The sequence below is a fragment of the Modicisalibacter radicis genome (assembly GCF_900961225.1).
In the GTDB taxonomy this organism is placed as follows: domain Bacteria; phylum Pseudomonadota; class Gammaproteobacteria; order Pseudomonadales; family Halomonadaceae; genus Modicisalibacter.
Map to the genome: position 1 here is coordinate 66,397 of NZ_CAAHFN010000065.1, position 23,295 is coordinate 89,691.

The 23,295-nt window shown below is 66.5% G+C and carries 21 protein-coding genes; 5 read left to right on the forward strand and 16 right to left on the reverse strand.

The window, feature by feature from the left end; all coding sequences use genetic code 11:
* Nucleotides 1-64: 64 nt before the first annotated feature.
* From gatC to HR9077_RS10910, 4 genes are all read left to right on the forward strand, one after another.
* Nucleotides 65-352 (forward strand): Asp-tRNA(Asn)/Glu-tRNA(Gln) amidotransferase subunit GatC, encoded by a 288-nt coding sequence (gene gatC, locus HR9077_RS10895; RefSeq protein ID WP_136067026.1) that lies wholly within the window; start codon nucleotides 65-67, stop codon nucleotides 350-352.
* A gap of 78 nt (nucleotides 353-430) precedes the next feature.
* Complete coding sequence (gatA, locus tag HR9077_RS10900; protein WP_136067027.1) at nucleotides 431-1,891, forward strand: Asp-tRNA(Asn)/Glu-tRNA(Gln) amidotransferase subunit GatA; 1,461 nt, start codon at nucleotides 431-433, stop codon at nucleotides 1,889-1,891.
* Entirely contained in the window at nucleotides 1,891-3,342 is a 1,452-nt protein-coding gene (gene gatB / locus HR9077_RS10905) for an Asp-tRNA(Asn)/Glu-tRNA(Gln) amidotransferase subunit GatB (protein ID WP_136067294.1), read from the forward strand. Before gatA ends, gatB begins: the two co-directional genes overlap by 1 nt.
* 64 nt (nucleotides 3,343-3,406) lie before the next feature.
* A complete protein-coding gene (locus HR9077_RS10910) occupies nucleotides 3,407-3,958 on the forward strand; it encodes a cupin domain-containing protein (RefSeq protein WP_136067028.1) in 552 nt (183 codons plus the stop codon).
* A 21-nt stretch (nucleotides 3,959-3,979) separates the two neighbouring features.
* Here the strand turns inward: HR9077_RS10910 and HR9077_RS10915 are convergent, their stop codons facing one another.
* On the reverse strand, nucleotides 3,980-5,479 hold the full coding sequence (locus HR9077_RS10915) for an aldehyde dehydrogenase (protein WP_136067029.1): 1,500 nt from the start codon (nucleotides 5,477-5,479) through the stop codon (nucleotides 3,980-3,982).
* A 346-nt stretch (nucleotides 5,480-5,825) separates the two neighbouring features.
* Here HR9077_RS10915 and HR9077_RS10920 point away from each other — a divergent pair, with 346 nt between their 5' ends.
* On the forward strand, nucleotides 5,826-7,205 hold the full coding sequence (locus HR9077_RS10920; protein ID WP_136067030.1) for a glutamine synthetase family protein: 1,380 nt from the start codon (nucleotides 5,826-5,828) through the stop codon (nucleotides 7,203-7,205).
* Nucleotides 7,206-7,218: 13 nt separating this feature from the next.
* On the opposite strand, the gene HR9077_RS10925 is transcribed toward HR9077_RS10920, so the two are convergent.
* From HR9077_RS10925 to hemA, 15 genes are all read right to left on the reverse strand, one after another.
* A complete protein-coding gene (locus tag HR9077_RS10925; RefSeq protein WP_136067031.1) occupies nucleotides 7,219-8,067 on the reverse strand; it encodes an EamA family transporter in 849 nt (282 codons plus the stop codon).
* 58 nt (nucleotides 8,068-8,125) lie between these two features.
* Nucleotides 8,126-9,415 carry an NAD(P)/FAD-dependent oxidoreductase gene (locus tag HR9077_RS10930; protein ID WP_136067032.1) on the reverse strand — a complete coding sequence of 430 codons (1,290 nt, stop codon included), beginning with the start codon at nucleotides 9,413-9,415 and terminating at the stop codon, nucleotides 8,126-8,128.
* Nucleotides 9,416-9,457: 42 nt separating this feature from the next.
* Complete coding sequence (locus HR9077_RS10935; RefSeq protein WP_136067033.1) at nucleotides 9,458-10,519, reverse strand: polyamine ABC transporter substrate-binding protein; 1,062 nt, start codon at nucleotides 10,517-10,519, stop codon at nucleotides 9,458-9,460.
* 36 nt (nucleotides 10,520-10,555) lie between these two features.
* Nucleotides 10,556-11,920 (reverse strand): glutamine synthetase family protein, encoded by a 1,365-nt coding sequence (locus HR9077_RS10940; RefSeq protein ID WP_136067034.1) that lies wholly within the window; start codon nucleotides 11,918-11,920, stop codon nucleotides 10,556-10,558.
* Between the two features lie 115 nt (nucleotides 11,921-12,035).
* A complete protein-coding gene (locus HR9077_RS10945; protein WP_136067035.1) occupies nucleotides 12,036-13,100 on the reverse strand; it encodes an ABC transporter substrate-binding protein in 1,065 nt (354 codons plus the stop codon).
* 39 nt (nucleotides 13,101-13,139) lie between these two features.
* Nucleotides 13,140-13,937, reverse strand: coding sequence for an ABC transporter permease (locus HR9077_RS10950; RefSeq protein WP_136067036.1), 798 nt, complete (start codon nucleotides 13,935-13,937; stop codon nucleotides 13,140-13,142).
* Nucleotides 13,934-14,851 (reverse strand): ABC transporter permease, encoded by a 918-nt coding sequence (locus HR9077_RS10955; RefSeq protein ID WP_136067037.1) that lies wholly within the window; start codon nucleotides 14,849-14,851, stop codon nucleotides 13,934-13,936. The genes HR9077_RS10950 and HR9077_RS10955 overlap by 4 nt, the downstream gene beginning before the upstream one ends.
* Before the next feature lie 10 nt (nucleotides 14,852-14,861).
* The gene (locus HR9077_RS10960) at nucleotides 14,862-15,980 is read right to left on the reverse strand and encodes an ABC transporter ATP-binding protein (protein WP_136067038.1); all 1,119 of its coding nucleotides are present in this window, start codon (nucleotides 15,978-15,980) and stop codon (nucleotides 14,862-14,864) included.
* Nucleotides 15,981-16,037: 57 nt separating this feature from the next.
* Nucleotides 16,038-17,330 carry an NAD(P)/FAD-dependent oxidoreductase gene (locus HR9077_RS10965; RefSeq protein ID WP_136067039.1) on the reverse strand — a complete coding sequence of 431 codons (1,293 nt, stop codon included), beginning with the start codon at nucleotides 17,328-17,330 and terminating at the stop codon, nucleotides 16,038-16,040.
* 141 nt (nucleotides 17,331-17,471) lie between these two features.
* Nucleotides 17,472-18,410, reverse strand: coding sequence for a LysR family transcriptional regulator (locus HR9077_RS10970; protein ID WP_136067040.1), 939 nt, complete (start codon nucleotides 18,408-18,410; stop codon nucleotides 17,472-17,474).
* 24 nt (nucleotides 18,411-18,434) lie between these two features.
* Nucleotides 18,435-19,187, reverse strand: coding sequence for a HesA/MoeB/ThiF family protein (locus tag HR9077_RS10975; protein ID WP_136067041.1), 753 nt, complete (start codon nucleotides 19,185-19,187; stop codon nucleotides 18,435-18,437).
* A 42-nt stretch (nucleotides 19,188-19,229) separates the two neighbouring features.
* Nucleotides 19,230-19,730: an Lrp/AsnC ligand binding domain-containing protein gene (locus HR9077_RS10980; RefSeq protein ID WP_136067042.1), complete on the reverse strand. Its 501-nt coding sequence runs from the start codon at nucleotides 19,728-19,730 to the stop codon at nucleotides 19,230-19,232.
* Nucleotides 19,731-19,919: 189 nt separating this feature from the next.
* A complete protein-coding gene (gene prmC / locus HR9077_RS10985) occupies nucleotides 19,920-20,759 on the reverse strand; it encodes a peptide chain release factor N(5)-glutamine methyltransferase (RefSeq protein ID WP_136067043.1) in 840 nt (279 codons plus the stop codon).
* A complete protein-coding gene (gene prfA, locus HR9077_RS10990; RefSeq protein ID WP_136067044.1) occupies nucleotides 20,759-21,844 on the reverse strand; it encodes a peptide chain release factor 1 in 1,086 nt (361 codons plus the stop codon). Before prfA ends, prmC begins: the two co-directional genes overlap by 1 nt.
* Before the next feature lie 8 nt (nucleotides 21,845-21,852).
* Nucleotides 21,853-23,127 carry a glutamyl-tRNA reductase gene (gene hemA / locus HR9077_RS10995; RefSeq protein ID WP_136067045.1) on the reverse strand — a complete coding sequence of 425 codons (1,275 nt, stop codon included), beginning with the start codon at nucleotides 23,125-23,127 and terminating at the stop codon, nucleotides 21,853-21,855.
* Nucleotides 23,128-23,295 lie beyond the last annotated feature (168 nt).

The following is a 23,295-nucleotide window of genomic DNA, read 5'->3' on the forward strand; positions in this document are numbered from 1 at the left end:
ACTGCGGACCTTTGCACCGCGCGACCCGCCTTGCCTGAAGCCAGAACCGAGGACAGCAGACGTTATGGCGCTTGAACCCCAAGACGTACGGCGAGCCGCCTTTCTCGCTCGCCTGGGCCTGAACGACGACGAAGCCGCAGGCTACGTGGATGACCTGAGCCGGATCCTGGAGATGGTCGACCGGTTGCAGTCCGTCGATACCACCGGCGTGACGCCGCTGGCCCACCCGCTCGACGCCACCCAGCGCCTGCGCGCCGACGAGGTGACCGAAAGCGATCAGCGCGAGCGCTTCCAGCGCTGCGCGCCGGCCGTGGAAAACGGCCTGTACCTGGTCCCCCGGGTCGTCGAATGAGCCTATCCGTCGTCGGCGACCGCGCAAGAGAGCCCCGGCGACCGGGTAAGACAAGCCTTTCAGGGAGCCCCACTCCACATGCATGACAAGACCTTGACCGAGCTGGCCACGGCGCTGGCCGCCGGTGAGTTCTCCAGCCGCGAGCTGACCGAGACGCTGCTCGCGCGCATCGAACGCCTCGACGGCGAACTCAACAGCTTCATCACCGTCACCGGCGAGCGGGCCATCGCCGCCGCCGACGCCGCCGACGCCGCCCGCGCGCGTGGCGAGGCAGGCCCGCTGACCGGCCTGCCGCTGGCCTTGAAGGACATCTTCTGCACCCGCGGCGTACGCACCAGTTGCGGCTCGCGGATGCTCGACAACTTCGAGGCGCCCTACGACGCCACGGTGGTCGAGAAACTCGCCGCCGCCGGCAGCGTCAGCCTGGGCAAGACCAACATGGACGAGTTCGCGATGGGCTCGTCCAACGAGAACAGCTACTACGGCCCGGTCAAGAACCCGTGGGACCTGACCGCCGTGCCCGGCGGCAGTTCCGGGGGCAGCGCCGCGGCGGTCGCCGCCGGACTGGTGCCGGCCGCGCTGGGCACCGACACCGGCGGCTCGATCCGCCAGCCGGCGGCGTTCTGCGGCATCACCGGCCTGAAGCCCACCTACGGCCGCGTGTCGCGCTACGGCATGGTCGCCTACGCCTCGAGCCTCGACCAGGGCGGCCCGCTGGCGCGCTCGGCCGCCGACTGCGCGCTGCTGCTCGGCGCGATCGCCGGCCACGACCTGCGCGACTCGACCAGCGTGGCGCGCGGCGTGCCCGACTACACCGCCGAACTCGGCGAATCGCTGTCGGGGCTCAAGATCGGCCTGCCCCGCGAATACTTCGGCGACGGCCTCGATCCGGCGGTGGAAATGGCGGTGCGCGAGGCGATCCGCGTCTACGAATCGCTCGGCGCCACGGTGCGCGAGGTCAGCCTGCCGCACACCTCGCTGGCGATCCCGGCGTACTACGTGATCGCCCCCGCCGAGGCGTCGTCGAACCTGTCGCGCTACGACGGGGTACGCTTCGGCCATCGCTGCGACAATCCCCGGGACCTGATCGACCTCTACCAGCGCTCGCGGGCCGAAGGCTTCGGCGACGAGGTCAAGCGGCGCATCCTGATCGGCACCCATACGCTCTCGGAGGGGTTCTTCGACGCCTACTACAAGAAGGCACAGCAGGTCCGCCGGCTGATTCGCCAGGACTTCCTCGACGCCTTCGAGGATGTCGACGTCCTGATGGGCCCGGCCTCGCCGACCCCGGCCTTCGATCTGGGCGCCAACAAGGATCCGGTGTCGATGTACCTGCAGGACATCTACACCATCGCCGTCAACCTGGCCGGCATTCCGGGCATCAGCGTGCCGGCCGGCTTCGTCGACCAGCGCCCCGTAGGCCTCCAGGTTCTCGGCCCGCATTTCGCCGAGCAGCGCCTGCTCAATGTCGCCCATCGCTTCCAGCAGGCGACCGACTGGCACCGCCGCCAGCCCGCTTTCGGTCAGGAGAACGCATGATGCAGTGGGAAACCGTGATCGGCCTGGAAGTCCACGTCCAGCTCGCCACCCAGTCGAAGATCTTCTCCGGCGCCTCGACCGCCTTCGGCGCCGAGCCCAACACCCAGGCCTGCGCCGTCGACCTGGGCCTGCCGGGCGTATTGCCGGTGCTCAACGAGGGCGCCGTGGCGATGGCGGTCAGGTTCGGGCTGGGCATCAATGCCGAGATTCCCGAAACCTCGGTCTTCGACCGCAAGAATTACTTCTATCCCGACCTGCCCAAGGGCTACCAGACCAGCCAGATGTATCAGCCGATCGTCGGCCCGGGCGAGGTCGAGATCACCCTCGACGACGGCGGCACCAAGCGCATCCGCGTGCATCACGCCCACCTTGAGGAGGATGCCGGCAAGTCGCTGCACGAGGACTACCAGGGCATGACCGGCATCGACCTGAACCGCGCCGGCACGCCGCTGCTCGAGATCGTCTCCGAGCCGGACATGCGCTCGGCCAGGGAGGCAGCGGCCTACCTCAAGGCGATCCACGCCATCGTCACCTACCTGGGGATCTCCGACGGCAACATGGCCGAGGGCTCGATGCGTTGCGACGTCAACGTCTCGGTCCGCCCCAGGGGCCAGGAGACGCTGGGTACCCGCGCCGAGATCAAGAACGTCAACTCGTTCCGTTTCGTCGAGAAGGCGATCGCCTTCGAGATCGAGCGTCAGATCGAACTGATCGAGGACGGCGGCACGGTAGTGCAGGAGACCCGCCTGTACGACCCCGAGGCCGACGAGACGCGCAGCATGCGTACCAAGGAGCAGGCCAACGACTACCGTTACTTCCCCTGCCCCGACCTGTTGCCGGTGGTGCTCGACCAGGCCTATGTCGATCACCTGCGCGCCAACCTGCCGGAGCTGCCTGCCGAGAAGCGCGCGCGCTTTCAGGATGAACTGGGCCTGTCGGCCTACGATGCCGGCGTGCTTGCCTCGAGCCGCGCCATGGCCGAGTACTTCGAAGTCGTCAAGGATGTCAGCGGCGACGCCAAGCTGGCCGCCAACTGGGTCCAGGGCGAGCTCGCCGGACAACTCAACAAGCAGGGCCTGGATATCGCCGACAGCCCGGTCTCGGCTTCCCAGCTCGGCGGCCTGGTCGCCCGGGTCAAGGACGAGACCATCAACGGCAAGGCGGCCAAGCAGGTGTTTGCCGCCTTGTGGGAGGGCGAAGGCGACAGCGCCGACGCGATCATCGACGCCCGAGGGCTCAGGCAGGTGACCGACAGCGGCGCCATCGAGGCGATGATCGATCAGGTGATCAGCGACAGCCCGGTGCAGGTCGCCCAGTATCGCGACGCCGAGCCCGACAAGCGCGGCAAGATGATCGGCTACTTCGTCGGTCAGGTGATGAAGGCCTCGCGGGGCACCGCCAACCCGCAGCAGGTCAACGCCCTGCTCAAGGAAAAGCTCGACGACGCATGACGACACCCGCGCCGGCGGGCAAGCCCGTCGGCGCGTTCGCACGAGGCGCACGAGGAACCCCGCGATGTCAGACGATGTCGGTCCACGCCTACGCTCGCTGCGCACCCTGCGCGGCATCTCCCAGCGCGAGCTGGCCAAGCGCTGCGGCGTTACCCACTCGAGCCTGTCGCTGATCGAGCAGGGCAAGGTCAGCCCCTCGGTCAGTTCGTTGAAGAAGATCCTCGACGCCATCCCGATCAGCGTCGGCGATTTCTTCACCCTCGACCTGGAAAGCCGCGACCAGGTCTTCTACTCGGCCGACGAACTCACCGACATCGGCAGCGGCGAGGTGATCTACAAGCTAGTCGGCGCCAATCACCAGACCCGCGCCCTGTCGTTCATGATCGAGACCTATTCGGCCGGCGCCGATACCGGCCGCGAAATGATCACCCATCGCGGCGAGGAAGCCGGCGTGGTGCTCGAGGGCGAGATCGAGATCACCATCGGCATCGACATCCGGGTACTCGGCCCCGGCGAGGCCTACTACTTCAATACCCGGCTGCCCCACCGCTTCCGCAACCCCGGCAGCACGCCCTGCCGGCTGGTCAGTTGCTGCACGCCGGCGCGCGCATTCTAGGGGCTGCCGCAACCGCGGGCATCAGGTCGCCAGCGACATCCATACCGTCTTGAGTTCCGAATACTCGGCAAGGCTGTGGTGCGACTTGTCGCGGCCGTTGCCGGACTGCTTGACCCCGCCGAACGGCACCGTCATGTCGCCGCCGGCCCAGTTGTTGACGAACACCTGGCCGGAGTGCAACCGCCGCGAGACCCGCATGATGCGATCGATGTCCTGGCTCCACAGCCCGGCGGCGAGACCGTACTCGCTGTCGTTGGCCAGCGCCACGGCTTCTTCCTCGCTGTCGAAGCCGAACACCGCGAGCACCGGGCCGAACACCTCCTCGCGGCCGATGGCCATCTGCGGGGTGACGTTATCGAAGACCGTCGGCGCGACGAACAGCCCGCCGGCGACCGGGCTCACCGCCTGGCCACCGGTGCGCAGATGCGCGCCCTCCTCGACGCCCCGACGGATGTAGTCGAGGATGCGCGCGTGCTGCACCTCGTCGACGATCGCCCCCATAAAGCTGGCCGGGTCGAGCGGATCGCCGGGTTGCATGGTCTCGGCATGCGCCAGCACGCGCTCGACGAAGGCCTCGCGAATCGAATTCTCGACCAGCAGGCGCGAGCCGGCGATGCACACCTCGCCCTGGTTGTAGAAGATCGCCTCGGCGGCATGGCGGGCCACGGCGTCGAGATCCTTGCAGTCGGCGAACACCAGGTTGGGGCTCTTGCCGCCGCACTCGAGATAGACGCGCTTGAGATTGGACTGGCCGGCGTACTGCATCAACTGCTTGCCGACCCCGGTGGAACCGGTGAACGACAGGCAGTCGACGTCCATCGACAGCGCCAGCGCCTTGCCGGCGGTATGGCCGAAGCCGGGCACGACCTGGAACACGCCGGCGGGCAGCCCCGCTTCCCGGGCCAGTTGCGCCAGGCGCAGCGCGGAGAGCGGCGACTTCTCGGAGGGCTTGAGGATCACGCTGTTGCCGGCGGCCAGTGCCGGGCCGATCTTCCAGGCGGTCATCATCAGCGGAAAGTTCCACGGCACGATCGAGGCGACCACGCCGAGCGGTTCGCGCAGCACCAGCCCCAGGCTCTCCTCGCCGGTGGGCGCGACCTCGCCATACAGCTTGTCGATGGTCTCGGCGTTGTAGCGGATGCAACCGATCGCCCCGGCCATGTCATCCAGCGAACTGGTGACCGGCTTGCCCATGTCCAGGGTGTCGAGCAATGCCAGTTCGTTGACGTGCTGTTCCATCAGCGCGGCCAGGCGCAGCATGGCCTGCTTGCGTGCCCCCGGCGCCAGGCGCGACCAGTCGCCGCGATTGAAGGCGTCGCGAGCGTGGCCCACCGCGGCCTCGACATCGGCGGCGTCGCAGCTGGCGACCCGGGCCAGCGTCTTGCCGGTGGCCGGATTGATCGTCTCGAAGGTCTCGCCACTGGCGGCCTCGACGAAGCCGTCGCCGATCAACGCGCGGGTTTCAAAGCTCAGCTCGCCGGCGAGCTTCTGCCAGTCGGCATGATTCAGGGAGGCGTTCATAGGCTGCTTCTCCAGTCAGGAAAGACGGTTGGCGTGCGGCGGCGCGCATCCCGCGGGCGGCGCCCCCGTGGACGCCGGGCATGGCCGGGATACAGCGGGCTCCTTGGCCCGGGCAACATCTTGTTGTGTTATTCTCAACATAACGCCCCGCGGGGCACTTGCCAACCCGGTGTCTTCACTCGCCCGAAGGCGAGACTGTACCTTGCAAAAAGCCCACCAGAGGTTTTCACCCCCGGCATTCATGTACCCGCGAAAACCGACCGTCTCGTAAAAAATTTGACAACACTCGTCGACGACGAAAAGATTGGCTCACAGCCACCACCACCATCGGCACAAAGGTATCATCATGACGCCCGCATCCGCCCAGGCCGAAGCCCGGAGCTTTCTCGAACGCCACCCGGACACCGAGAGCTTCGACTTGCTGATCAGCGACCTCAATGGTGTGATGCGCGGCAAGCGGATTCCCCGCGACAACCTGATCAAGGCATATCGCAACGGCATCAACCTGCCCGCCTCGCTGTTCGCCCTGGACATCAACGGCAACACCATCGAGGAAACAGGGCTGGGGCTGTCCAGCGGCGACAGCGACCGGGTCTGCTGGCCGATACCCGGCTCGCTGCATCCGACCCCCTGGCTGCGCGAAGGCCGCCAGGCGCAACTGCTGATGACCATGGAAGAGCTCGATGGCAACCCGTTCTTCGCCGACCCCCGTCAGGTGCTGAGACGCGTTCTCGACGGTTTTCGGACGCGTGGACTGACGCCGGTGGTGGCGCTCGAGCTGGAATTCTACCTGGTCGATCGGCGCCGCGACGAGCTGGGCCTGGCCCAACCGCCGCGCTCGCCGGGTACCGGCGAGCGCGCCACCCAGAGCCAACTCTACTCGATCAACGAACTCGACGAATACGCCGACTTCCTGGAGGAGATCCAGCAGGCCGCCGCCGAGCAGGGTCTGCCCCTGGACACCGCGCTCAAGGAGTGCGCCCCCGGCCAGTTCGAGATCAATCTGATCCATTGCAACGACGCCCTGCGCGCCGGCGACAGCGCGGTGCTGCTCAAGCGCTTGATCAAGGGCGTGGCGCTCAATCACGGCTTCGAGGCCACGTTCATGGCCAAGCCCTACGGCGACGAGGCCGGCAGCGGTGCCCACGTGCACATCAGCCTGCTCGACGAGGCCGGCAACAACGTTTTCGCCGATGCCGACGAGGATCCCCTGGGCACCCCGGCACTCCGCCAGGGGATTGCCGGGATGCTCGCGCTGATGCCGGCGTCGATGGCGATCTTCGCGCCCAACCTGAACTCCTATCGCCGCTTCCAGGCCGGCCTGTACGTGCCCATGGCACCCTCGTGGGGCTACGACAACCGCTCGGTGGCGGTGCGCATCCCCTCCGGCCCCAACGCCGCACGGCGCATCGAGCACCGGGTCGCCGGCGCCGACGCCAACCCCTACCTGCTGCTGGCAACGCTGCTCGCCTCGGTCCTGCACGGCCTGAAAAGCGAGCTGACGCCCCCGCCGCCGATCGAGGGCAACGCCTACGAACAGCTCGAGCCGACGCTGACCAACAGCTGGCAGCGCGCACTCGACCTGTTCGCCGAGAACGCCGTGCTGGCCGAGACGCTGGGCCGCGACTTTCACCATGTCTTCCATGCCAACCGGCTCGCCGAACGCGCCGAGACGATGCGTACCGTCAGCAACCTGGAGTACGACTGGTACCTGCGCCACGTCTGACCCGGTTGCCGACTCAACCGAGGCGGATGACGATGATGCCCGATACGATCAACAATCCCGACAACAGCCGGCCTCGGCTCAGCGGTTCCCCCAGCAACAGCGCGGAAATCGCCAGCGCGAACAGCACGCTGCTCTCGCGCAGCGCCGCCACCAGCGCAATCGGCGCCACGCTCATCGCCCAGATGGTGATGCCATAGGCGCCCAGCGACATCGCACCGCCGGTCAGGCCACCGCGCCAATGCGCCACTAGCGTCGGCAGCGACGACACGCCCCGCCAACCGAGAAACACGACCAGCATGGCCAGACCGTTGATAGCGAACAGCCACGACGTGTAGCCCAATGGATCGTGGTTGGCGCGCGCACCGACACCATCGGCCAGCGTGTAGCCGGCAATGAACAGCGAGGTCGTCAGTGCATTGCCCAGCGCGCGTCGCGCCAGGCGGGCGTGTCCGACACGTCCGCCCCACAGCGCCATCAGCCAGATTCCCGCTATCAACAGCGCGATGCCGAGCAGTTCACGCGGGTCGAGCCCTTCGTTCAGCGCCGCCAGACTGACCAGCGTCACCAGCAGCGGTGCCGTGCCGCGGGCGATCGGATAAACCTGGCCCAGGTCGCCGCCGCGATAGGCCTGAACCAGGAACAGGTTGTAGCCGATGTGCAGCACGACCGAAAGCGCCATCCAGGGCCACGCCGGAGGCCCCGGCGGTGACACGAACGGCAGGGCCGCCAGCGAAAGCAGGCCGGCGCACAGCGCGATCAGCGTGATCGAGGAAAGCCGGTCGAGACCGACCTTGACCAGGGCATTCCAGCCGGCGTGCATCGCCGCGGCGGCAAGTACCAGCGAGAAGACCCCTGTTTCCACGACACACCCTGCTGCAGTAACGGTTGAGATCAGCCGCCCCGAGGGCAGCCATGACGTGCTAGATGCCCAGCGCGTCGCGCATGCGATAGTACCAGGCGCCCAACGTGGTCAGCGGCACGCTCAGCGCGCGGCCACCGGGGAACGGCAATTGCGGTACGCCGGCGAAGGCATCGAAGCGTTCGCTCTGGCCGGCCATGACCTCGGCGATCAGGCGCCCGGCGAGGTGCGAACAGGTCACGCCGTGCCCGGAATAGCCCTGGGCATAATAGACGTTGCTATTGATCCGGCCGAACTGCGGCAGGCGGTTGAGCGTCAGCAGAAATGTCCCGCTCCAGGCGTAATCGACTTTCACGCCCCTGAGCTGGGGAAAGGTGGTTTCCAGCTTGGGGCGGATCGCGCCCTCGATGCTCGCCGGATCCTGACCGCCGTAGCTGACTCCCCCGCCGTAGATCAGCCGCCGATCGGCGGACAGACGGTAATAGTCGAGCAGGTAGTTGCAATCCTCCACCGCGCGGTCGGTGGGCAGGATCTCCTCGGCCTGGGCGGCGTCGAGCGGCGCGGTGGTGACGACCTGTGTGCTGGCGGGCATCGACTTGCCTTCCATCTGCGGCAGCAGGCCCTTCATGTAGGCGTTGCCGGCCAGCACCACCCGTTCGGCGACGACCACCCCTTGGGGAGTATGCAAGCGCACCGGCTCGCCGTGCTCGATGCGGCTCACCGGGGTCTGTTCGTGGATCGTGCCGCCCAGCGATTCCAGCACCGCGGCCTGGCCCAGCACCAGATTGAGCGGATGCAGGTGGCCGCCGGAATGGTCGAGCAGCGCGCCGACATAGCGCTCGCTGCCGATGTCCTGCCGGTAGGCCTTGCCCTCGAGCAGCTCGAGCCGGTCATGGCCATAGCGCTCCCACAAGGCCTTGTGCTCGATCAGCGCCTTCATCTGCTTGGCGTTGCACGCCGCGAACAGGTTGCCCTCCTTGAGATCGCAGGCGATGTCGTAGCGGGCGATGCGCTCGCGGATGATCCGGTTGCCCTCGAAGGCCATGTCGCCCAGTGCGCGTGCCGTCTGCTCGCCGTAGCGCGCCTCGATGACGTCCATGTCGCGACTGTAGCTGTTGACGATCTGCCCGCCGTTGCGCCCCGAGGCACCGTAGCCGACCCGCGCCCCCTCGAGCACGACGACCTTCTGGCCCTGCTCGGCCAGGTGCAGGGCGGCGGAGATCCCGGTGAAGCCGGCTCCCACCACGCAGACATCGCAGCGCACCTCGCCCTGCAGTGCGGGGCGCTCGGGCGCGGGATTGGCCGATGCGGCATAGTAGGACGCCACATGGGACGTATCGGGCGTTTGCATGACGATCTCCAGCTAAGCAAGCAAGGTTGATTCAGTGGCGTTTCAGCGACTGCGAGCCTCGTTCCACAACTGTTGCAACAGCTGCAACTGGTCGCCTTCGATCAGCGGCGTGGTGACCAGATTTTCCATCTGTTCCGGCTCCAGCCGCGATACCTCGCGCAGATCCGCGTTCACCTGGTCGAGCGCGGCCTGGCTGGGCGTGCGGTAGTAGGCATAGTTGGCCGATTTCGCGGCGTTTTCCGGTCGCTGCATGAAGCGGATGAACTCGTTGGCCAGCGCCGGGTGCGGTGCACGGGCCGGAATCACCAGCGTATCGACCGCCAGTTGCGAGCCCTCCTCGGGGATGAAGAATTCCAGGTGCCCGTACGTTTCCGGCGAATCGGCCTTGCGGTAGTCGAGATCGCCGCTGTAGGTGACGGCAACGCTGGTTACACCACGCGCGACCTGCTCGATGGCGGCGGTGCTGTCCACGAAGCCCGAGAAATTGTCCCGCTGCAGCGTCTGGCTGACTAGCCTGGCCGCTTCGACCCATGGCTGCTGGCCGACGCAGTCGAAGCCGTTCCCCTGGTAGGCGCAGGCCATGCCGAACGCGACTTGCGGATCGCCGCCCAGCAGCGCGAAGGGACGATCCGGGTTCACTTCGGGGTCGAACAGCGCCGCCCAGGAGTGCGGCAGGTCGGGAAACACGTCGGTGTCGTAGACGATTCCCGTCGTCCCCCACAGATACGGCATGCTGTAGCGCTCATCGGGATCGTAGGCCGGCTGCCGGAACGCCGCCATCAGATGATCACGCCCCAGCGACTCGTCCAGAGGCTGGACGAGCCCGGCGTTGATCAGCCGGGGCACGAAATAGTCGGTAGGCACCACCACGTCGTATTGCGCATCGCCGCCCGCCGCCAGCTTGGAAAACATCTCGGCATTGGAGGTGAAGTAGTTCTGCACGACTTCCACGCCATACTCCTCCTCGAATGCGGAGATCACCTCGGGATCGGCGTATTCGGTCCAGTTGAAGAGAAACAGCTTCTCCGCGGCGGCCATGCTCGGCAGCGCGGTGGCGCTCAGACAGACACCCAGGCTCAGGCGGGCCAGACGGGATAGGGACATGACATTGATTCCTTCTGTGGCAGAGAGATGGGCACGTCACACCCTGAGCAGCAGATGCTCGCGTTCCCAGGAGCTGATCACGCCGAAGTAAGCGGCGTGCTCGGCGCGCTTGACCGCCAGGTAGCTGTTGACGAAGCGCTCGCCGAGCAGGTCGGCCAGCGGCTTGCACTCGCGCAGCGCGGCCAGTGCCGGACCGATGTCATCGGGCAGCTTGCTGCCCGATGACCACGCCGAACCGACCATCGGCGGACGCGGATCGAGCTGGCTGAGCATGCCCAGGTAGCCACAGGCCAGCGACGCGGCGATCGCCAGGTACGGGTTGCAGTCGGCGCCGCCCAGGCGGTTCTCGACGCGGGTCGCCACGGCCTCGCCGACCGGTACGCGCAGGCCCACGGTGCGGTTGTCGAAGCCCCATTCGGTATTGACCGGCGCCGAGCCGCTGGTCTCGCTGCGTACCAGCCGGCGGTAGGAATTGACGTTGGGCGCGAAGAACGGCATCGCCGCCGGCAGGTAGGTCTGCAGCCCGCCGATGAAATGGTGGAACAGACGACTGGGCTCGTCGTCATCGCCGGCGAACAGGTTGTTGCCGGACTTGATGTCGAGCAGGCTCTGGTGCACGTGCATCGAGCTGCCCGGCTCATGGGCCATCGGCTTGGCCATGAAGGTGGCGTACATGCCGTGACGCAGCGCCACCTCGCGTAGCGTGCGCTTGAAGATCACCACCTGGTCGGCGAGCTTGAGCGGGTCGCCATGCTGGAAGTTGACCTCCATCTGCCCGGCGCCCTCCTCGTGGATCAGGGTATCCAGATCCAGGTCCATCGCTTCGCAGTAGTCGTACATCTCCTCGAACAACGGGTCGAACTCGTTGACCGCATCGATCGAGAACGACTGCCGGCTGCTTTCCTGACGCCCGCTGCGACCGATCGGCGGCTCCAGCGGGTAATCGGAATCGGTGTTGGTCTTGACCAGGTAGAACTCCACCTCGGGCGCCACCACCGGACGCCAGCCACGCGCCGCGTAGAGATCGAGCACCCGCTTGAGCACGCTGCGCGGCGACAGCTCGACCGGTTCGCCGGTCAGGTAGAAGCAGTCGTGGATGATCTGCGCGGTGGGATCGTCGGCCCAGGGCACCAGATAGACCGCGCCGGGATCGGGGACCAGCTGCATGTCGCGCTCGGCGGGGTTCCAGAAGCGGATATCCTCGTCGTCGGGATAACCGCCGGTGACCGTCTGGATGAAGATCGAATCGGGCAGCCGCGGCCGGCCGCCGTTGAGGTACTTGCCGGCGGGCATGATCTTGCCCTTGAGAATGCCGGTCAGGTCGCTGACCAGGCATTCCACTTCGGTGATGCCATGAGCATGAAACCATTCACTGAGTTCATGGCCGCTACGCTCGCTCATAAGGATTCCTTGGTTGGCCGGGACAGGCCCGCTTCCGGTCCGGCCGGCTTCGGCGGCCGGACCGGCATCGGGCGTTCACGTGTTCGTGCGACGAGGGTCGCCCCGCCGCGAGCGATCAGCGCGACTGCACCTCGGTCCACAGTTGGTTGAACATCTGCAGCTTGTCGCCTTCCAGGCTGGGGGTGAAGGAGAGCCGTTCGAGGTCCGCCTCGGTGGGCGTCACCGGCGGCTGGGTCAGCACCTCGTCGAGATACGGCCTGGCCGCCTCGTTGGGGCTCGAATAGTAGTTGTAGTTGGACAGCTGGGCACCGATCTCGGGATCGAGAATGAAATCGATGAACTTGTGGGCCAGCTCCGGATTGGGCGCCTCGGAGGGGATCATCATCGAGTCGACCCAGATCTCCGTGCCTTCGTCAGGAATCATGAACTCGATATTGGCGAAGGAATCGGGGTTCTCTTCCTTGTAGTAGAGATAGTCGCCGTTGTAAGACAGCGAGACGTGGGTGACGCCGCGCGCCAGTTGCTGCAGGGCCGGCGTGCCGTCGACGAAGCCGCTGAAGTTGTCGCGCTGCTTGGTGTCGAGCAGCAGCTTGGCGGACGCCTTCCAGGCCTCGGGATCGGTGCAGGCGTAGCCGTGATCCAGGTAGGCGCAGGCCGCTCCCATGCTCACCTGGCCGTCGCCCATCAGGCCGAACGGCCGGCCGGGATTGACCTCGGGATCGAACAGCAGCGACCAGCTCTTGGGCGCATCGGGGAAGGTCTCGGTGTTGTAGACGATGCCGGTGACGCCGTATTGGTAGGCGGCGGTGTAATCGCTGTTCGGGTCGTAATCGGTGTTCTTGAACTGATCCATGATGTTGTCGAAGTTGGCAAGCTTCGACTTGTCCAGCTTCTGCACCAGGCCGGTCTCGATTAGCCGCGGTACATAGTAGTTGGACGGCACGATGATGTCGTACTGGGAGACACCGCCGGTATTGAGCTTGGCGAACATCTCGGGCAGCGAGTTGAAGTAGTTCTGCACGACCTCGACGTCGTACTTGTCCTCGAACGCCTGGATGATCGCCGGGTCCATGTACGCTGTCCAGTTGAAAAGGTACAGCTTGCCCTCTTCGGCCTGTGCCGCGCCGGCCAGCATCAGCCCGCCCAATCCGGCGACGACGCGTGTAGTGATTGTTTTCATGGTGTCGTTCTCCTAGGTTCCCAGGTTGGCCAGTCGCACCTAGCGGCGCCCCTGACGATTGAACAGCAGACTCAGGATCGCCGCCAGCGCCACCGCACCGATCATCAGTGTCGCTATGGCGTTGATTTCCGGCGAAACGCCCTTCTTGATCGCGCCCCAGATATAGATCGGCAGCGTCGCGCTCTCGGGTCCGGCGGTAAAGAAGCTGATCACGAAGTCGTCGATCGACAGCGTGAACGACAGGAAGAAGGCCGAGATCAGCGCCGGCTTGAGGGTCGGCAGCAGGAAGTGCAGCGCCCGCTGGAACGGCGAGGCATACAGGTCCTTGGCGGCCTCGAACAGGCTCGGATCGAGCCCCACGAACCGCGAGTAGACGATCAGCGCGACGAACGGGATCTGGAAGGTCACGTGGGCGATGATCATCGTCCCCAGGCCCGGCTCGAGCAGCCCGGTCAGGCGGTTGAACTGGACGAAGAAGGCCATCTCCGAGATACCGAAGACGATGTCCGGCAACACGATCGGCAGGTAGATCAGCACGATCAGCCAGCCCAGCCTGCGATGCCGATGGCGGTACATGCCGTAGCCGATCAGGCAACCGATCACCAATGCGACCAGCGACGACACGATGGCCAGTATCAGGCTGTTGTAGAACGCCGAGATGATCTGCTCGTTGCCCAGCAGCCGGTGGTACCAGCGCAGCGAGAAGCTCGTGAAGTTGGCGGCGCTGTTGGTCGAGTTGAACGAGAACAGCACGACGATCGCCAGCGGCAGGTAGAGGAACGCCAGGGTCAGCCACCAGAAGCCGGCCAGGCCGCGGTTGAGGGTGCGCTTTCTCATATCACCACCTCCTCGCCGCCGCCCAGCCGCTTGCCGATCCGGCGCATGGCGAACAGCCCGACGAACGTCGCCAGCAGCATCAGCAGTGCCCCCGCCGCGCCCAGCGGCCAGTTGGAGCCGCCGGCGAACTGGTTGGCGACCAGGTTGCCGAGCATCATGCCCTTGCCGCCGCCGAGCAACTCGGGAATCACGTACATGCCGAAGGCGGGAATCGCCACCAGTACCGTGCCGGCCAGCAACCCCGGAAGCGTCTGCGGAAACACCGCGTGCCAGAAGGCGCGCATCGGCGAGGCGTAGAGATCCTGGGCGGCCTGCACCTGGGCGGTATCGAGCTTCTCGAAGGCAGCGTACAGCGGCAGCACCATGAACGGCAGGAAGTTGTAGACCAGCCCCAGGGTCACCGCGAAGTTCGAGGGATAGAGCCCCATGTGCTGGCCGATGAGCCCCAGCGCCTGGGCGGCGTCGGACAGCGGCGTGCCCGGGGCCAGCAGGTTCATCCAGCCGAAGGCGCGAATCACCTGGTTGGTCCAGGACGGCACCACCACCGCCAGCAGCATCAATGGACGCAGTTTCGCGCGGCAGGTGGTGATGTAGTAAGCGATCGGATAGGCGACCACGATCACCAGCGCCGTCGACACCAGGGTCTGCCACAACGAACGCAGCAAGGTGTAGAAATTGCCCGGACTCCAGCCGAGAAAACCGAAGCCGGCCAACTGCTTGAAGGCATCCAGCGACAGCGGCAGCTCGGGGAGTCCATAGGGGCCGTTGGACATGAAGGCCACCGCCATCAGGTAGAGGCTGGGCAGCACCAGAAAGACGAAGATCCACACTGCCCCGGGCATCACGCTGAACAGCAGGTGGCGAGTCTCGCTGACCACCGCATGGCGGCGGGTAACTAACGGTGTATTGGCCATGCCGCTCTCCTCAGGATGCCACGCGTACCAGATCCTCGGGACACACGCTGATGGTGACGCTGTCGCCGACGCCGTGCATGCGCTGGCCCAGGTTGCTGGCCACCGCCATCAGCGGCTGGCCGTTGACCTCGAGCCGGTATTCGATGCGGCTGCCGCGATACAGGCGCTCGCGGACGAAACCCTCGAGACGGTTGTAACCCTCGGGGACCTCGGGGCCCAGTTCCAGCGTTTCGGGGCGGATCAACAGCCAGCCGTCCTGGGCGTCGCGCTGCTCGGCGGGGTCGAGTTGCAGGCGGCCGAGTTCGGTTTCGACCCAGTCGGCCTCGCTGCGGCTGATCGCGAACAGGTTGTCGTGGCCCATGAAGCGCGCGACGAAGGCGTTGGCGGGATGCTCGTAGACCTCGCCGGGGGTGCCCACCTGCTGGATGATGCCGCTGTCGAGCACGGCGATGCGGTCCGACATCACCATCGCCTCGTCCTGGTCATGGGTGACGAACACGAAGGTCATGCCCAGACGCTTCTGCAAACGCTGCAACTCCACCTGCAACTGGCCGCGCAGGCCGGCATCGAGCGCCGACAGCGGCTCGTCGAGCAGCAGCACGTCGGGCTCGCAGATCAGCGCCCGGGCCAGCGCGATGCGCTGGCGCTGGCCACCAGAGAGCTGATCGACATGGCGCTCGACCAGCGAGCCGAGCTGGATGAACTCGGCGACTTCGGCGACCTTGCGATCGCGTTCGGCGGCCCGCTCGCCGCGCATGCGCAGGCCGAAGGCCAGGTTGTCGCGCACCGACAGGTGCGGAAACAGTGCATACGACTGGAAGACGGTATTGACGCTGCGCCGGTGCGGCGGCGTATCGGTCACGTCCCTGCCGCCGATCTTGAGGCGCCCGGCGTTGGGCTCCTCGAGCCCGGCGAGGATGCGCAACAGCGTGGTCTTGCCGCAGCCCGAGGGTCCCAGCAGAGTGAAGAATTCGCCGGCCTGGATCGTCAGGTCGACCCCGTCGAGGGCGACGGTGTCGCGACCGAATCGCTTGTGCACTCCTTCCAGCTCGATGGACGAAGCCTCGCGGGGTCGCGACTCGGCCGTCACCGCTCGGGAACCGGCCTCGCCGGCCATGGGATCACTCATCGCCACTCTCCCTGATCATTGTCGGGTTGTTCTGTATCCCCAGCGGGTAATCGCGCGTCACAGGCGATCACGCAGCTTGTAGAAACTGGTCGCCAGCACCAGCAGCGGCGTACGCAGCCAGCGCCCGCCCGGGAAAGGCCGGTGCGGCATGGCGGAGAAAAGGTCGAAACGCTCGGCCTGGCCGGCAATGGCCTCGCTGAGCAATTGCCCGGCCAGCCCGGCCAGCGACATGCCGTGGCCGGAATAGCCCTGGGCATAGAACAGGTTGCCGTCCAGGCGGCCGAAATCCGGGGCGCGGTTGAGGGTGATCGCCACGTCGCCGCCCCAGCGGTAATCGATGCGAACGCCTTTCAGAGGCGGAAAAAGGTGCGCGATCTTGGCATCCATGCGCGCCTGCAGGTGGCGCGGCTCGCGGCCGTCGTAACTGACCTCGCCGCCATAGACAAGGCGCCGATCCGCCGACAGGCGATAGTAGTCGAGGACGAAATTGGCGTCTGAGAGTGCGTCGTTGCGGGGCAGTACCTGGGCGGCCTGCGCCTCGCTCAACGGTTCGGTGGCGACGATGTAGTTGGCCGCGCGCATGATGCGTCCGCCGAGTTCGGGTACCAGCCCACCCAGGTAGGCATTGGCGGCGACCACCACGTAATCGGCAATCACGCGGCCCTGGGCGGTTTTCACCCGCGCCGGCTCGCCCCGCTCTATGGCCACGGCGGCGCTGTGTTCGTGGATGCACACCCCGGCGCGCTGGGCGGCGCGCGCCAGCCCCAGCGTGTAGTTGAGCGGATGCAGATGGCCGCCCTCGGCGTCGAAAAGCGCCGCCGGGTAGGCGTCGGTGACGACCCGCTCGCGCAACGCCTCGCCCTCGAGCAGGTGCAACGATTCATAGCCGTAGCGCTCGGCCATGGCGGCCTGGAACTCGCGCAGTTCGCGGACATGACGCGGCTTGACGGCGGCGTGCAGGTAACCCCAGCTCAGGTCGCAGGGAATCGCGTGACGCTCGACCAGCGCGGCGGTCAGGCGCACCGATTCGCGGCTCATCTCCCAGATCGCCCTGGCGCGCTCGTGACCCAGGGCCTTCTCGACCACGGCGATGTCGGTGCCCAGTCCGGGCAGGATCTGGCCGCCGCTGCGTCCCGAGGCACCATGGCCGATCTCGCCGGCCTCGAGCAGCGCCACGCTATAGCCGCGCTCGGCGAGGTGCAGCGCCGCCGAGCAGCCGGTGATGCCACCGCCCACCACACAGACATCGACGCGTTGTTCGCCATCCAGCGGCCGCGTCGGGGCAAGGGTCACCCGGGTACTGGCGGCGTAATAGGACGCCGGATGGCGTAGAGCGGCAGCTACGTTCATGGAGATTTCCGAAAGCGTTGATTCTCGTCGGGAGAACCTAAGTTGTTGTTGAATTCTTTCACCATCGCAACTCGGCAATCGTGATCCTGCCTACTCAGTCTGACACCAATACCGCATTTATTGTCAAGTATTCAATAACACCTAGCGTGCTTCGCCCCTATCCTCCGACGTCATGTCCTGCTCCGCCAGGGCCTCCAGAAAGGCCTCCAGCACGCGATGCGGGCGTCGTCCACGGCGAGTCACGGTGACGAAATCGGTAACGAACCGTTCGCGTTCCGGCACCAGCGCACGTAGCCGACCCGCCTCGACCCAGGGCCGTGCCAGATGATCGGGTAGATAGCCGATGAAGCGCCCGGTGAGAATCAGAAACGCGGCGCCCTCGCGGTCCGAAGCCATCGCCTGGCCATCCAGGCGCTCGATGCGCTCGCGCGCCTCGCCGGGCAGCGGATAGCCCGGCACGACCGCCGCCTGGCGGGCCAGGCAGGCAGCGCTCAGTTGCCCCTCGTCGGCCTCGAACAGCGGATGCGCGTCGGCGCAATACAACAGCGAGCATTCGCTGTAGAGCGGACGCACCTCGAGGCTGGCGAGGCGATTGACGTCGGGCACCACCCCCAGATGCAACCGACCGTCGAGTACCGCCCGGGCGATCTCGTCGGGTGGCGTCATGTGGATGTTGAGACGCACGTCCGGCCCGCGGGCCTTGAGATCGGCCAGCGCGTGGGTGATGCGCATGCGCGGCAGGGTGACCAGGTTGTCGGTGATACCGATACTGAATTCGCCGCGCAGCGTCTGGTGCAGGCCATTGACCTCGGTGCGAAAGGTTTCCAGCGAGGCGAGCAGGGTCAACGCCGCCTGATAGACCTCGCGCCCCTCCTCGGTGAGCGCGAAACCACCGCGGCCGCGCTGGCAAAGCCGCAGTCCCAGGCGTTTCTCGAGATCGGCCATGTGCACGCTGATCGCCGAGCGACCGATACCCAGCGACACCTCGGCGGCGGTGAAGCCGCCGCTCTCGGCCACCGCCTTGAAGATCCGCAGCAGGCGAATCTCGAAATCGCTGACCTGGCCGAGCGGTCCCGCCATCGACTTACCTCGCTCCCCGGTCGCTCACGGGCCACAGACCGGGCAGTCAGGGTCGCGCGGCACGTTGAAGCGGCGCCACTCGCCGTCCAGGCCATCGAAGACCGAAAGCCCGCGATGGGACCTGCCCGCGCCGCTCAGCAGCTTGACCGCCTCGAGCGCCTGGAAGCAGCCGACCAGCCCGACCAGCGGGCCGATCACCCCGCTCTCGGCACAACGCAACTCGTCGTCCTCCTCGCCGGCCGGCGAGGGCGGATAGAGACAGGCGTAGCAGGGACACTGTCGGTCGCGCGGATCGAAAACCGCCAACTGCCCCGAAAAGCGGATCGCCGCTCCCGAGACCAGCGGACGTCCGGCCTCGACGCAGGCGCGATTGATGGCGTAGCGGCTGGCGAAACGGTCGGTGCAGTCGAGCACCACATCGGCCGCAGCCACCGCCGCGGCGAGCGCCTCGCCGTCGAGATGGCTGGCCAGCGCCGCAACGCTGCAGTCGCTGTTGAGGGCGCTTGCCGCCGCGGCCGCCGACTCGGCCTTGTTGCGCCCCAGATCGTCTTGTCGATGGGCGATCTGACGCTGCAGGTTGCTGATCTCGACCACGTCGGCATCGGCGATGCTCAGCCGGCCCACGCCGGCCGCCGCCAGATAGAGGGTCACCGGCGAGCCCAGCCCGCCGGCGCCGACCACCAGCGCATGGCCGTCGAGCAGGCGCTGCTGGCCCTCGATATCCACCGCATCGAGCATGATATGGCGGCTGTAGCGCAACAGTGCCTCATCGTTCATCGTCGCTCCCGGGATTCGCCATTGCATGGATGCTGGAAAGGCCTACTTGGCGTCGAGCTCGTCGAGCTCGGGCACATGCAGGGAGAACTCCTCCTTGACCTCTTCCATGACCACATAGCTCTTGGACTCCTTGACCCCGGGCAACGTCAGCACCACGTCGCCGAGCAGCTGGCGATAGGCGGACATCTCGGGGATCCGGCACTTGAGAATGTAGTCGAACTGCCCCGAAACCAGATGGCACTCCTGGATCTGAGGCAACTTGGCGACGGCACGACGGAACTCGTCGAACACCGCCGGCGACTGGGTTTCCAGGCAGATCTCGACGAACACCAGCAGATTCGCCTTGAGCGCCCGCGGATCGAGAATCGCCCGATAGCCACGAATGATACCCGCCCTTTCCAGGCGCTTGACGCGCTCCAGGCAGGGCGTGGTCGACAACCCCACCTGGGCGGCCAGGTCGACATAGGAGATGCGCGCATTTTCCTGCAGGCTGCGCAGGATCTTGAGGTCGATGCGGTCCAGGGAGCGTGTCTTCGTTTTCATGGTAGGAAGGTTCCTCCTGCCCGATAGCAGGATGATCGCCTGCATTGATCGCGGCCTACCGCAGCAATTGATGGTCTTGTCGCAAGATGCTGCAAGGAAACAGCAAGATTCACCAAGGCAGCATGACTAGTCCGATAGTCTTATCACATCAGCCCGAAGGATAACCAGCGAGCGCATTCCACGCTGCACTCAGCCATCGTGCCGGCCCAGCGAAACGCGCGGCAGACCGGCCAGGTCGGCCTGCGTCGCGACCTCGACATAGCCCGTCCGGCAGAGTGCCTCGCGAACCGCTTCGCCCTGGGTCATGCCATGCTCGAGCAGCAGCCAGCCACCGGCCGCCAGATAGTCATGCGCGACCTCGATCAGGTAACGCAGATCGGCCAGGCCGCCATCACCGGCCACCAGCGCCGAGCGCGGCTCGAAGCGCACGTCGCCATGCGCCAGGTGCGGATCGTCGTCGGCCAGATAGGGCGGATTGGTGACGATCAGCTCGAAACGCTGGCCGGCCAGCGCGGAAAACCAGTCGCTGACCCGAAAATCGGCATTGTCGATCCCCAGTCGCCGGGCATTGCCACCCGCCAGCGCCACGGCCTCGATGATCCGGTCGACGCCGGTGACCCGCCAGGCGGGCCGCTCGCTGGCCAGCGCCAGGGCGATCGCCCCGCTGCCGGTGCCCAGGTCGAGGACCCGCCGGGCCGTCGCCGGCATCAGTGCCAGCGCCGTCTCGACCAGGCACTCGGTGTCCGGGCGCGGAATCAGCGTCGAGGCCCCGGTGGCAAGGGCCAGCCCCCAGAACTCGCGCTCGCCGGTCAGGTAGGCCACCGGCTCGCCGCCGGCTCGCGCAGCGACCAGGGCGGCAAATCGGGCCCGCGGAAAACCCTCGACGCGATGATCGTTCCAGGTATAGAGCCAGCTGCGCTCACGGCCCAGCACATGCCCCAGCAGTACCTCGGCGTCGAGCCGCGCGGTCGGCGAACCGGCATCGGCGAGCCGTGTGGCAGCAACCCTGAGCAAGTCATCGACGCGCATCAGCCGTCCTGCAATGCCGCCAACCGCTCGGCCTGGTATTCGTTGATCAGCGGCGAGATGACTTCGTCGAGCTCGCCGCCCATCACTTCACCGAGCTTGTAGAGAGTGAGGTTGACGCGATGGTCGGTGATTCGCCCCTGGGGGAAGTTGTAGGTGCGGATGCGTTCGCTGCGATCGCCGGAGCCGACCAGCGACTTGCGCGTATCGGCCTGCTGCTGGCGCTGGCTGTCGACGGCGTTCTGCTTGAGCCGGGCCGCCAGCAGCGACATCGCCTTGGCGCGATTCTTGTGCTGACTGCGCTCCTCCTGGCATTCGACCACCACGCCGCTCGGCAGGTGGGTGATGCGGATCGCCGAGTCGGTGGTGTTGACGTGCTGGCCGCCGGCGCCGCTGGAGCGAAAGGTATCGACACGCAGATCGCTGGGGTTGATGTCGATGTCGCCCACCGCGTCGGCCTCGGGCATCACCGCCACCGTGCACGCCGAGGTGTGGATGCGCCCCTGGGATTCGGTGGCGGGGACACGCTGGACGCGGTGCGCGCCGGATTCGAACTTGAGCCGCGCATAGACCCCGTCGCCCTTTATCCGGGCGATGATCTCCTTGTAGCCACCCTGCTCGCCGTGGCTGACGTTGACCACCTCGATGTTCCAGCCGCGCTTCTCGGCATAGCGCGAGTACATGCGAAACAGGTCACCGGCGAACAGCGCCGCCTCGTCGCCGCCGGTACCGGCGCGCACTTCGAGGAATACGTTGCGCGCATCGTCGGGATCCCTGGGCACCAGCAGCACCTTGAGGCGCTCCTCGAGTTCGGCGAGCCGCTCGCGGCCGGCGTAGAGCTCCTCGCTGGCGAGTTCGCGCATCTCGGCATCGGCGTCGCCGGTGAGCTGCTCGGCGGCTTCGACGTCGCCCTCGGTGGCGCGGAAGTCCCGCCACGCCTCGATGAGCGATTCGAGTTCGGCGTACTCGCGCGAATAGTCGCGAAAGCGCGCCTGATCGGCGATGACATCCGGCTCGGCGAGCAGCGCGGCAAGCTCATCGAAGCGTTCGTGAAGACTTTCCAGACGTTGGCGCAGAGACGCTTTCATGCAGTGTCCTATTCCGGATCCTGGGCAGGCGAGGCCGGGTCGAGCAACAGGCTCTCGGCCGCCTGGATGACATCGTGTCGCTCGGCGCCCGACGCCTCGCGCAGGCGCAGCGTCGGGCCATGCATCAGCTTGTTGGTGAGCTGCTGGCTGAGCCGGCGCAGCACCTTCTCGGGATCCTCGCCGCGTGCCAGCTGCGCCAGCGCCTGGGCCTCGGCGCCCTGGCGCAGCGCCTCGCCCTGTTCGCGATAGCGCTTGATCAGCTCGCCGGCGCCACGCACCCGGCGCTCGTGCTGCCAGTGGCTGACCCCCTGGCTGATCAGATCTTCGGCCTGGTCGGCGGCGACCTGACGATGGCGACGGTTCTCCTCGATCACCTCGTGGAGATTGTCGACGGTGTACAGGAAGACGTCGTCGAGTTCGCCCACCTGGGGTTCGATGTCCCGCGGCACGGCGATGTCGACCATGAAGATCGGCCGGTGGCGACGTACCTTCAGGGCCCGTTCGACCATGCCCTTGCCGAGAATCGGCAAGGGCGCCGCGGTCGAGGTGATGACGATGTCGGCGCGCTCCAGCGCCTGGGGTATCTCGCCGAGGGTGATCGCCTCGCCGCCGAACTCGCCGGTCAGTTGCTCGGCACGCTCGCGGGTGCGGTTGGCGACGATCAAGCCCTTGATGCCGGCTTCGCGCAGGTGACGGGCGACCAGCTCGATGGTTTCGCCGGCACCGACCAGCAGGGCCCGAGAGCGCGACAGATCATCGAAGATACGCGTCGCCAGGCTGACCGCGGCGTAGGCCACCGAGACCGGATTCTCGCCGATACCGGTCTCGGTGCGCACCTGCTTGGCGACCGCGAAGGTGTGCTGAAACAGCCGTTCCAGCTCACCGCCCAGCCCCTGATGCTGACGCGCCTGCTGATAGGCATCCTTGAGCTGGCCGAGGATCTGCGGCTCGCCGAGCACCATCGAATCCAGCCCCGACGCCACGCGCATCAGGTGGCGGGCCGCCGACTCGTCGAGATAGTGGTAGGCGCAACGGGTGAGTTCCTCGACAGGCAGGTTGTGGAAGCGGCCCAGCCAGTCGATGACCGCCTGCTCGCCCTGCGCCTCGGTGACGCAGTAGAGTTCGGTACGATTGCAGGTCGACAGTACCGCGGCTTCGCTCACCGTCGGCAGCCTCTTGAGCTCGACCAGTGCCGCTTCCAGCTGACTGGGGGTAAAGGCGACCTGCTCTCGCACCGCAACATCGGCGGTCTTGTGGTTGATTCCCAGGGCGAGAAGCGTCATTGCAATGAGCCGTTGGTCCTGCGCAATAGTCAAAATACTCGCCGCATCGCGGTTGGCGTGCGGTCAGGCGCGCCCGTAGTCAGAGCGCACCCTGACGATTCGGGCGGCTTAGTCTACCACACCGCCATCCGCGTGGGCATGCGCGCCTTTGCTTTGCCCGGCGTCGGC

What these genes read in the sequence shown, in the direction of transcription:
- HR9077_RS10960 (WP_136067038.1), bottom strand. Translation starts at nt 15,980, where the DNA reads ATGAGTGATCCCATGGCCGGCGAGGCCGGTTCCCGAGCGGTGACGGCC.
- HR9077_RS10935 (WP_136067033.1), bottom strand. Translation starts at nt 10,519, where the DNA reads ATGTCCCTATCCCGTCTGGCCCGCCTGAGCCTGGGTGTCTGTCTGAGC.
- HR9077_RS10975 (WP_136067041.1), bottom strand. Translation starts at nt 19,187, where the DNA reads ATGAACGATGAGGCACTGTTGCGCTACAGCCGCCATATCATGCTCGAT.
- HR9077_RS10940 (WP_136067034.1), bottom strand. Translation starts at nt 11,920, where the DNA reads ATGAGCGAGCGTAGCGGCCATGAACTCAGTGAATGGTTTCATGCTCAT.
- HR9077_RS10915 (WP_136067029.1), bottom strand. Translation starts at nt 5,479, where the DNA reads ATGAACGCCTCCCTGAATCATGCCGACTGGCAGAAGCTCGCCGGCGAG.
- HR9077_RS10970 (WP_136067040.1), bottom strand. Translation starts at nt 18,410, where the DNA reads ATGGCGGGACCGCTCGGCCAGGTCAGCGATTTCGAGATTCGCCTGCTG.
- HR9077_RS10955 (WP_136067037.1), bottom strand. Translation starts at nt 14,851, where the DNA reads ATGGCCAATACACCGTTAGTTACCCGCCGCCATGCGGTGGTCAGCGAG.
- gatA (WP_136067027.1), top strand. Translation starts at nt 431, where the DNA reads ATGCATGACAAGACCTTGACCGAGCTGGCCACGGCGCTGGCCGCCGGT.
- prmC (WP_136067043.1), bottom strand. Translation starts at nt 20,759, where the DNA reads ATGCGCGTCGATGACTTGCTCAGGGTTGCTGCCACACGGCTCGCCGAT.
- prfA (WP_136067044.1), bottom strand. Translation starts at nt 21,844, where the DNA reads ATGAAAGCGTCTCTGCGCCAACGTCTGGAAAGTCTTCACGAACGCTTC.
- HR9077_RS10920 (WP_136067030.1), top strand. Translation starts at nt 5,826, where the DNA reads ATGACGCCCGCATCCGCCCAGGCCGAAGCCCGGAGCTTTCTCGAACGC.
- HR9077_RS10980 (WP_136067042.1), bottom strand. Translation starts at nt 19,730, where the DNA reads ATGAAAACGAAGACACGCTCCCTGGACCGCATCGACCTCAAGATCCTG.
- HR9077_RS10930 (WP_136067032.1), bottom strand. Translation starts at nt 9,415, where the DNA reads ATGCAAACGCCCGATACGTCCCATGTGGCGTCCTACTATGCCGCATCG.
- HR9077_RS10910 (WP_136067028.1), top strand. Translation starts at nt 3,407, where the DNA reads ATGTCAGACGATGTCGGTCCACGCCTACGCTCGCTGCGCACCCTGCGC.
- HR9077_RS10965 (WP_136067039.1), bottom strand. Translation starts at nt 17,330, where the DNA reads ATGAACGTAGCTGCCGCTCTACGCCATCCGGCGTCCTATTACGCCGCC.
- HR9077_RS10950 (WP_136067036.1), bottom strand. Translation starts at nt 13,937, where the DNA reads ATGAGAAAGCGCACCCTCAACCGCGGCCTGGCCGGCTTCTGGTGGCTG.
- gatB (WP_136067294.1), top strand. Translation starts at nt 1,891, where the DNA reads ATGCAGTGGGAAACCGTGATCGGCCTGGAAGTCCACGTCCAGCTCGCC.
- hemA (WP_136067045.1), bottom strand. Translation starts at nt 23,127, where the DNA reads ATGACGCTTCTCGCCCTGGGAATCAACCACAAGACCGCCGATGTTGCG.
- gatC (WP_136067026.1), top strand. Translation starts at nt 65, where the DNA reads ATGGCGCTTGAACCCCAAGACGTACGGCGAGCCGCCTTTCTCGCTCGC.
- HR9077_RS10945 (WP_136067035.1), bottom strand. Translation starts at nt 13,100, where the DNA reads ATGAAAACAATCACTACACGCGTCGTCGCCGGATTGGGCGGGCTGATG.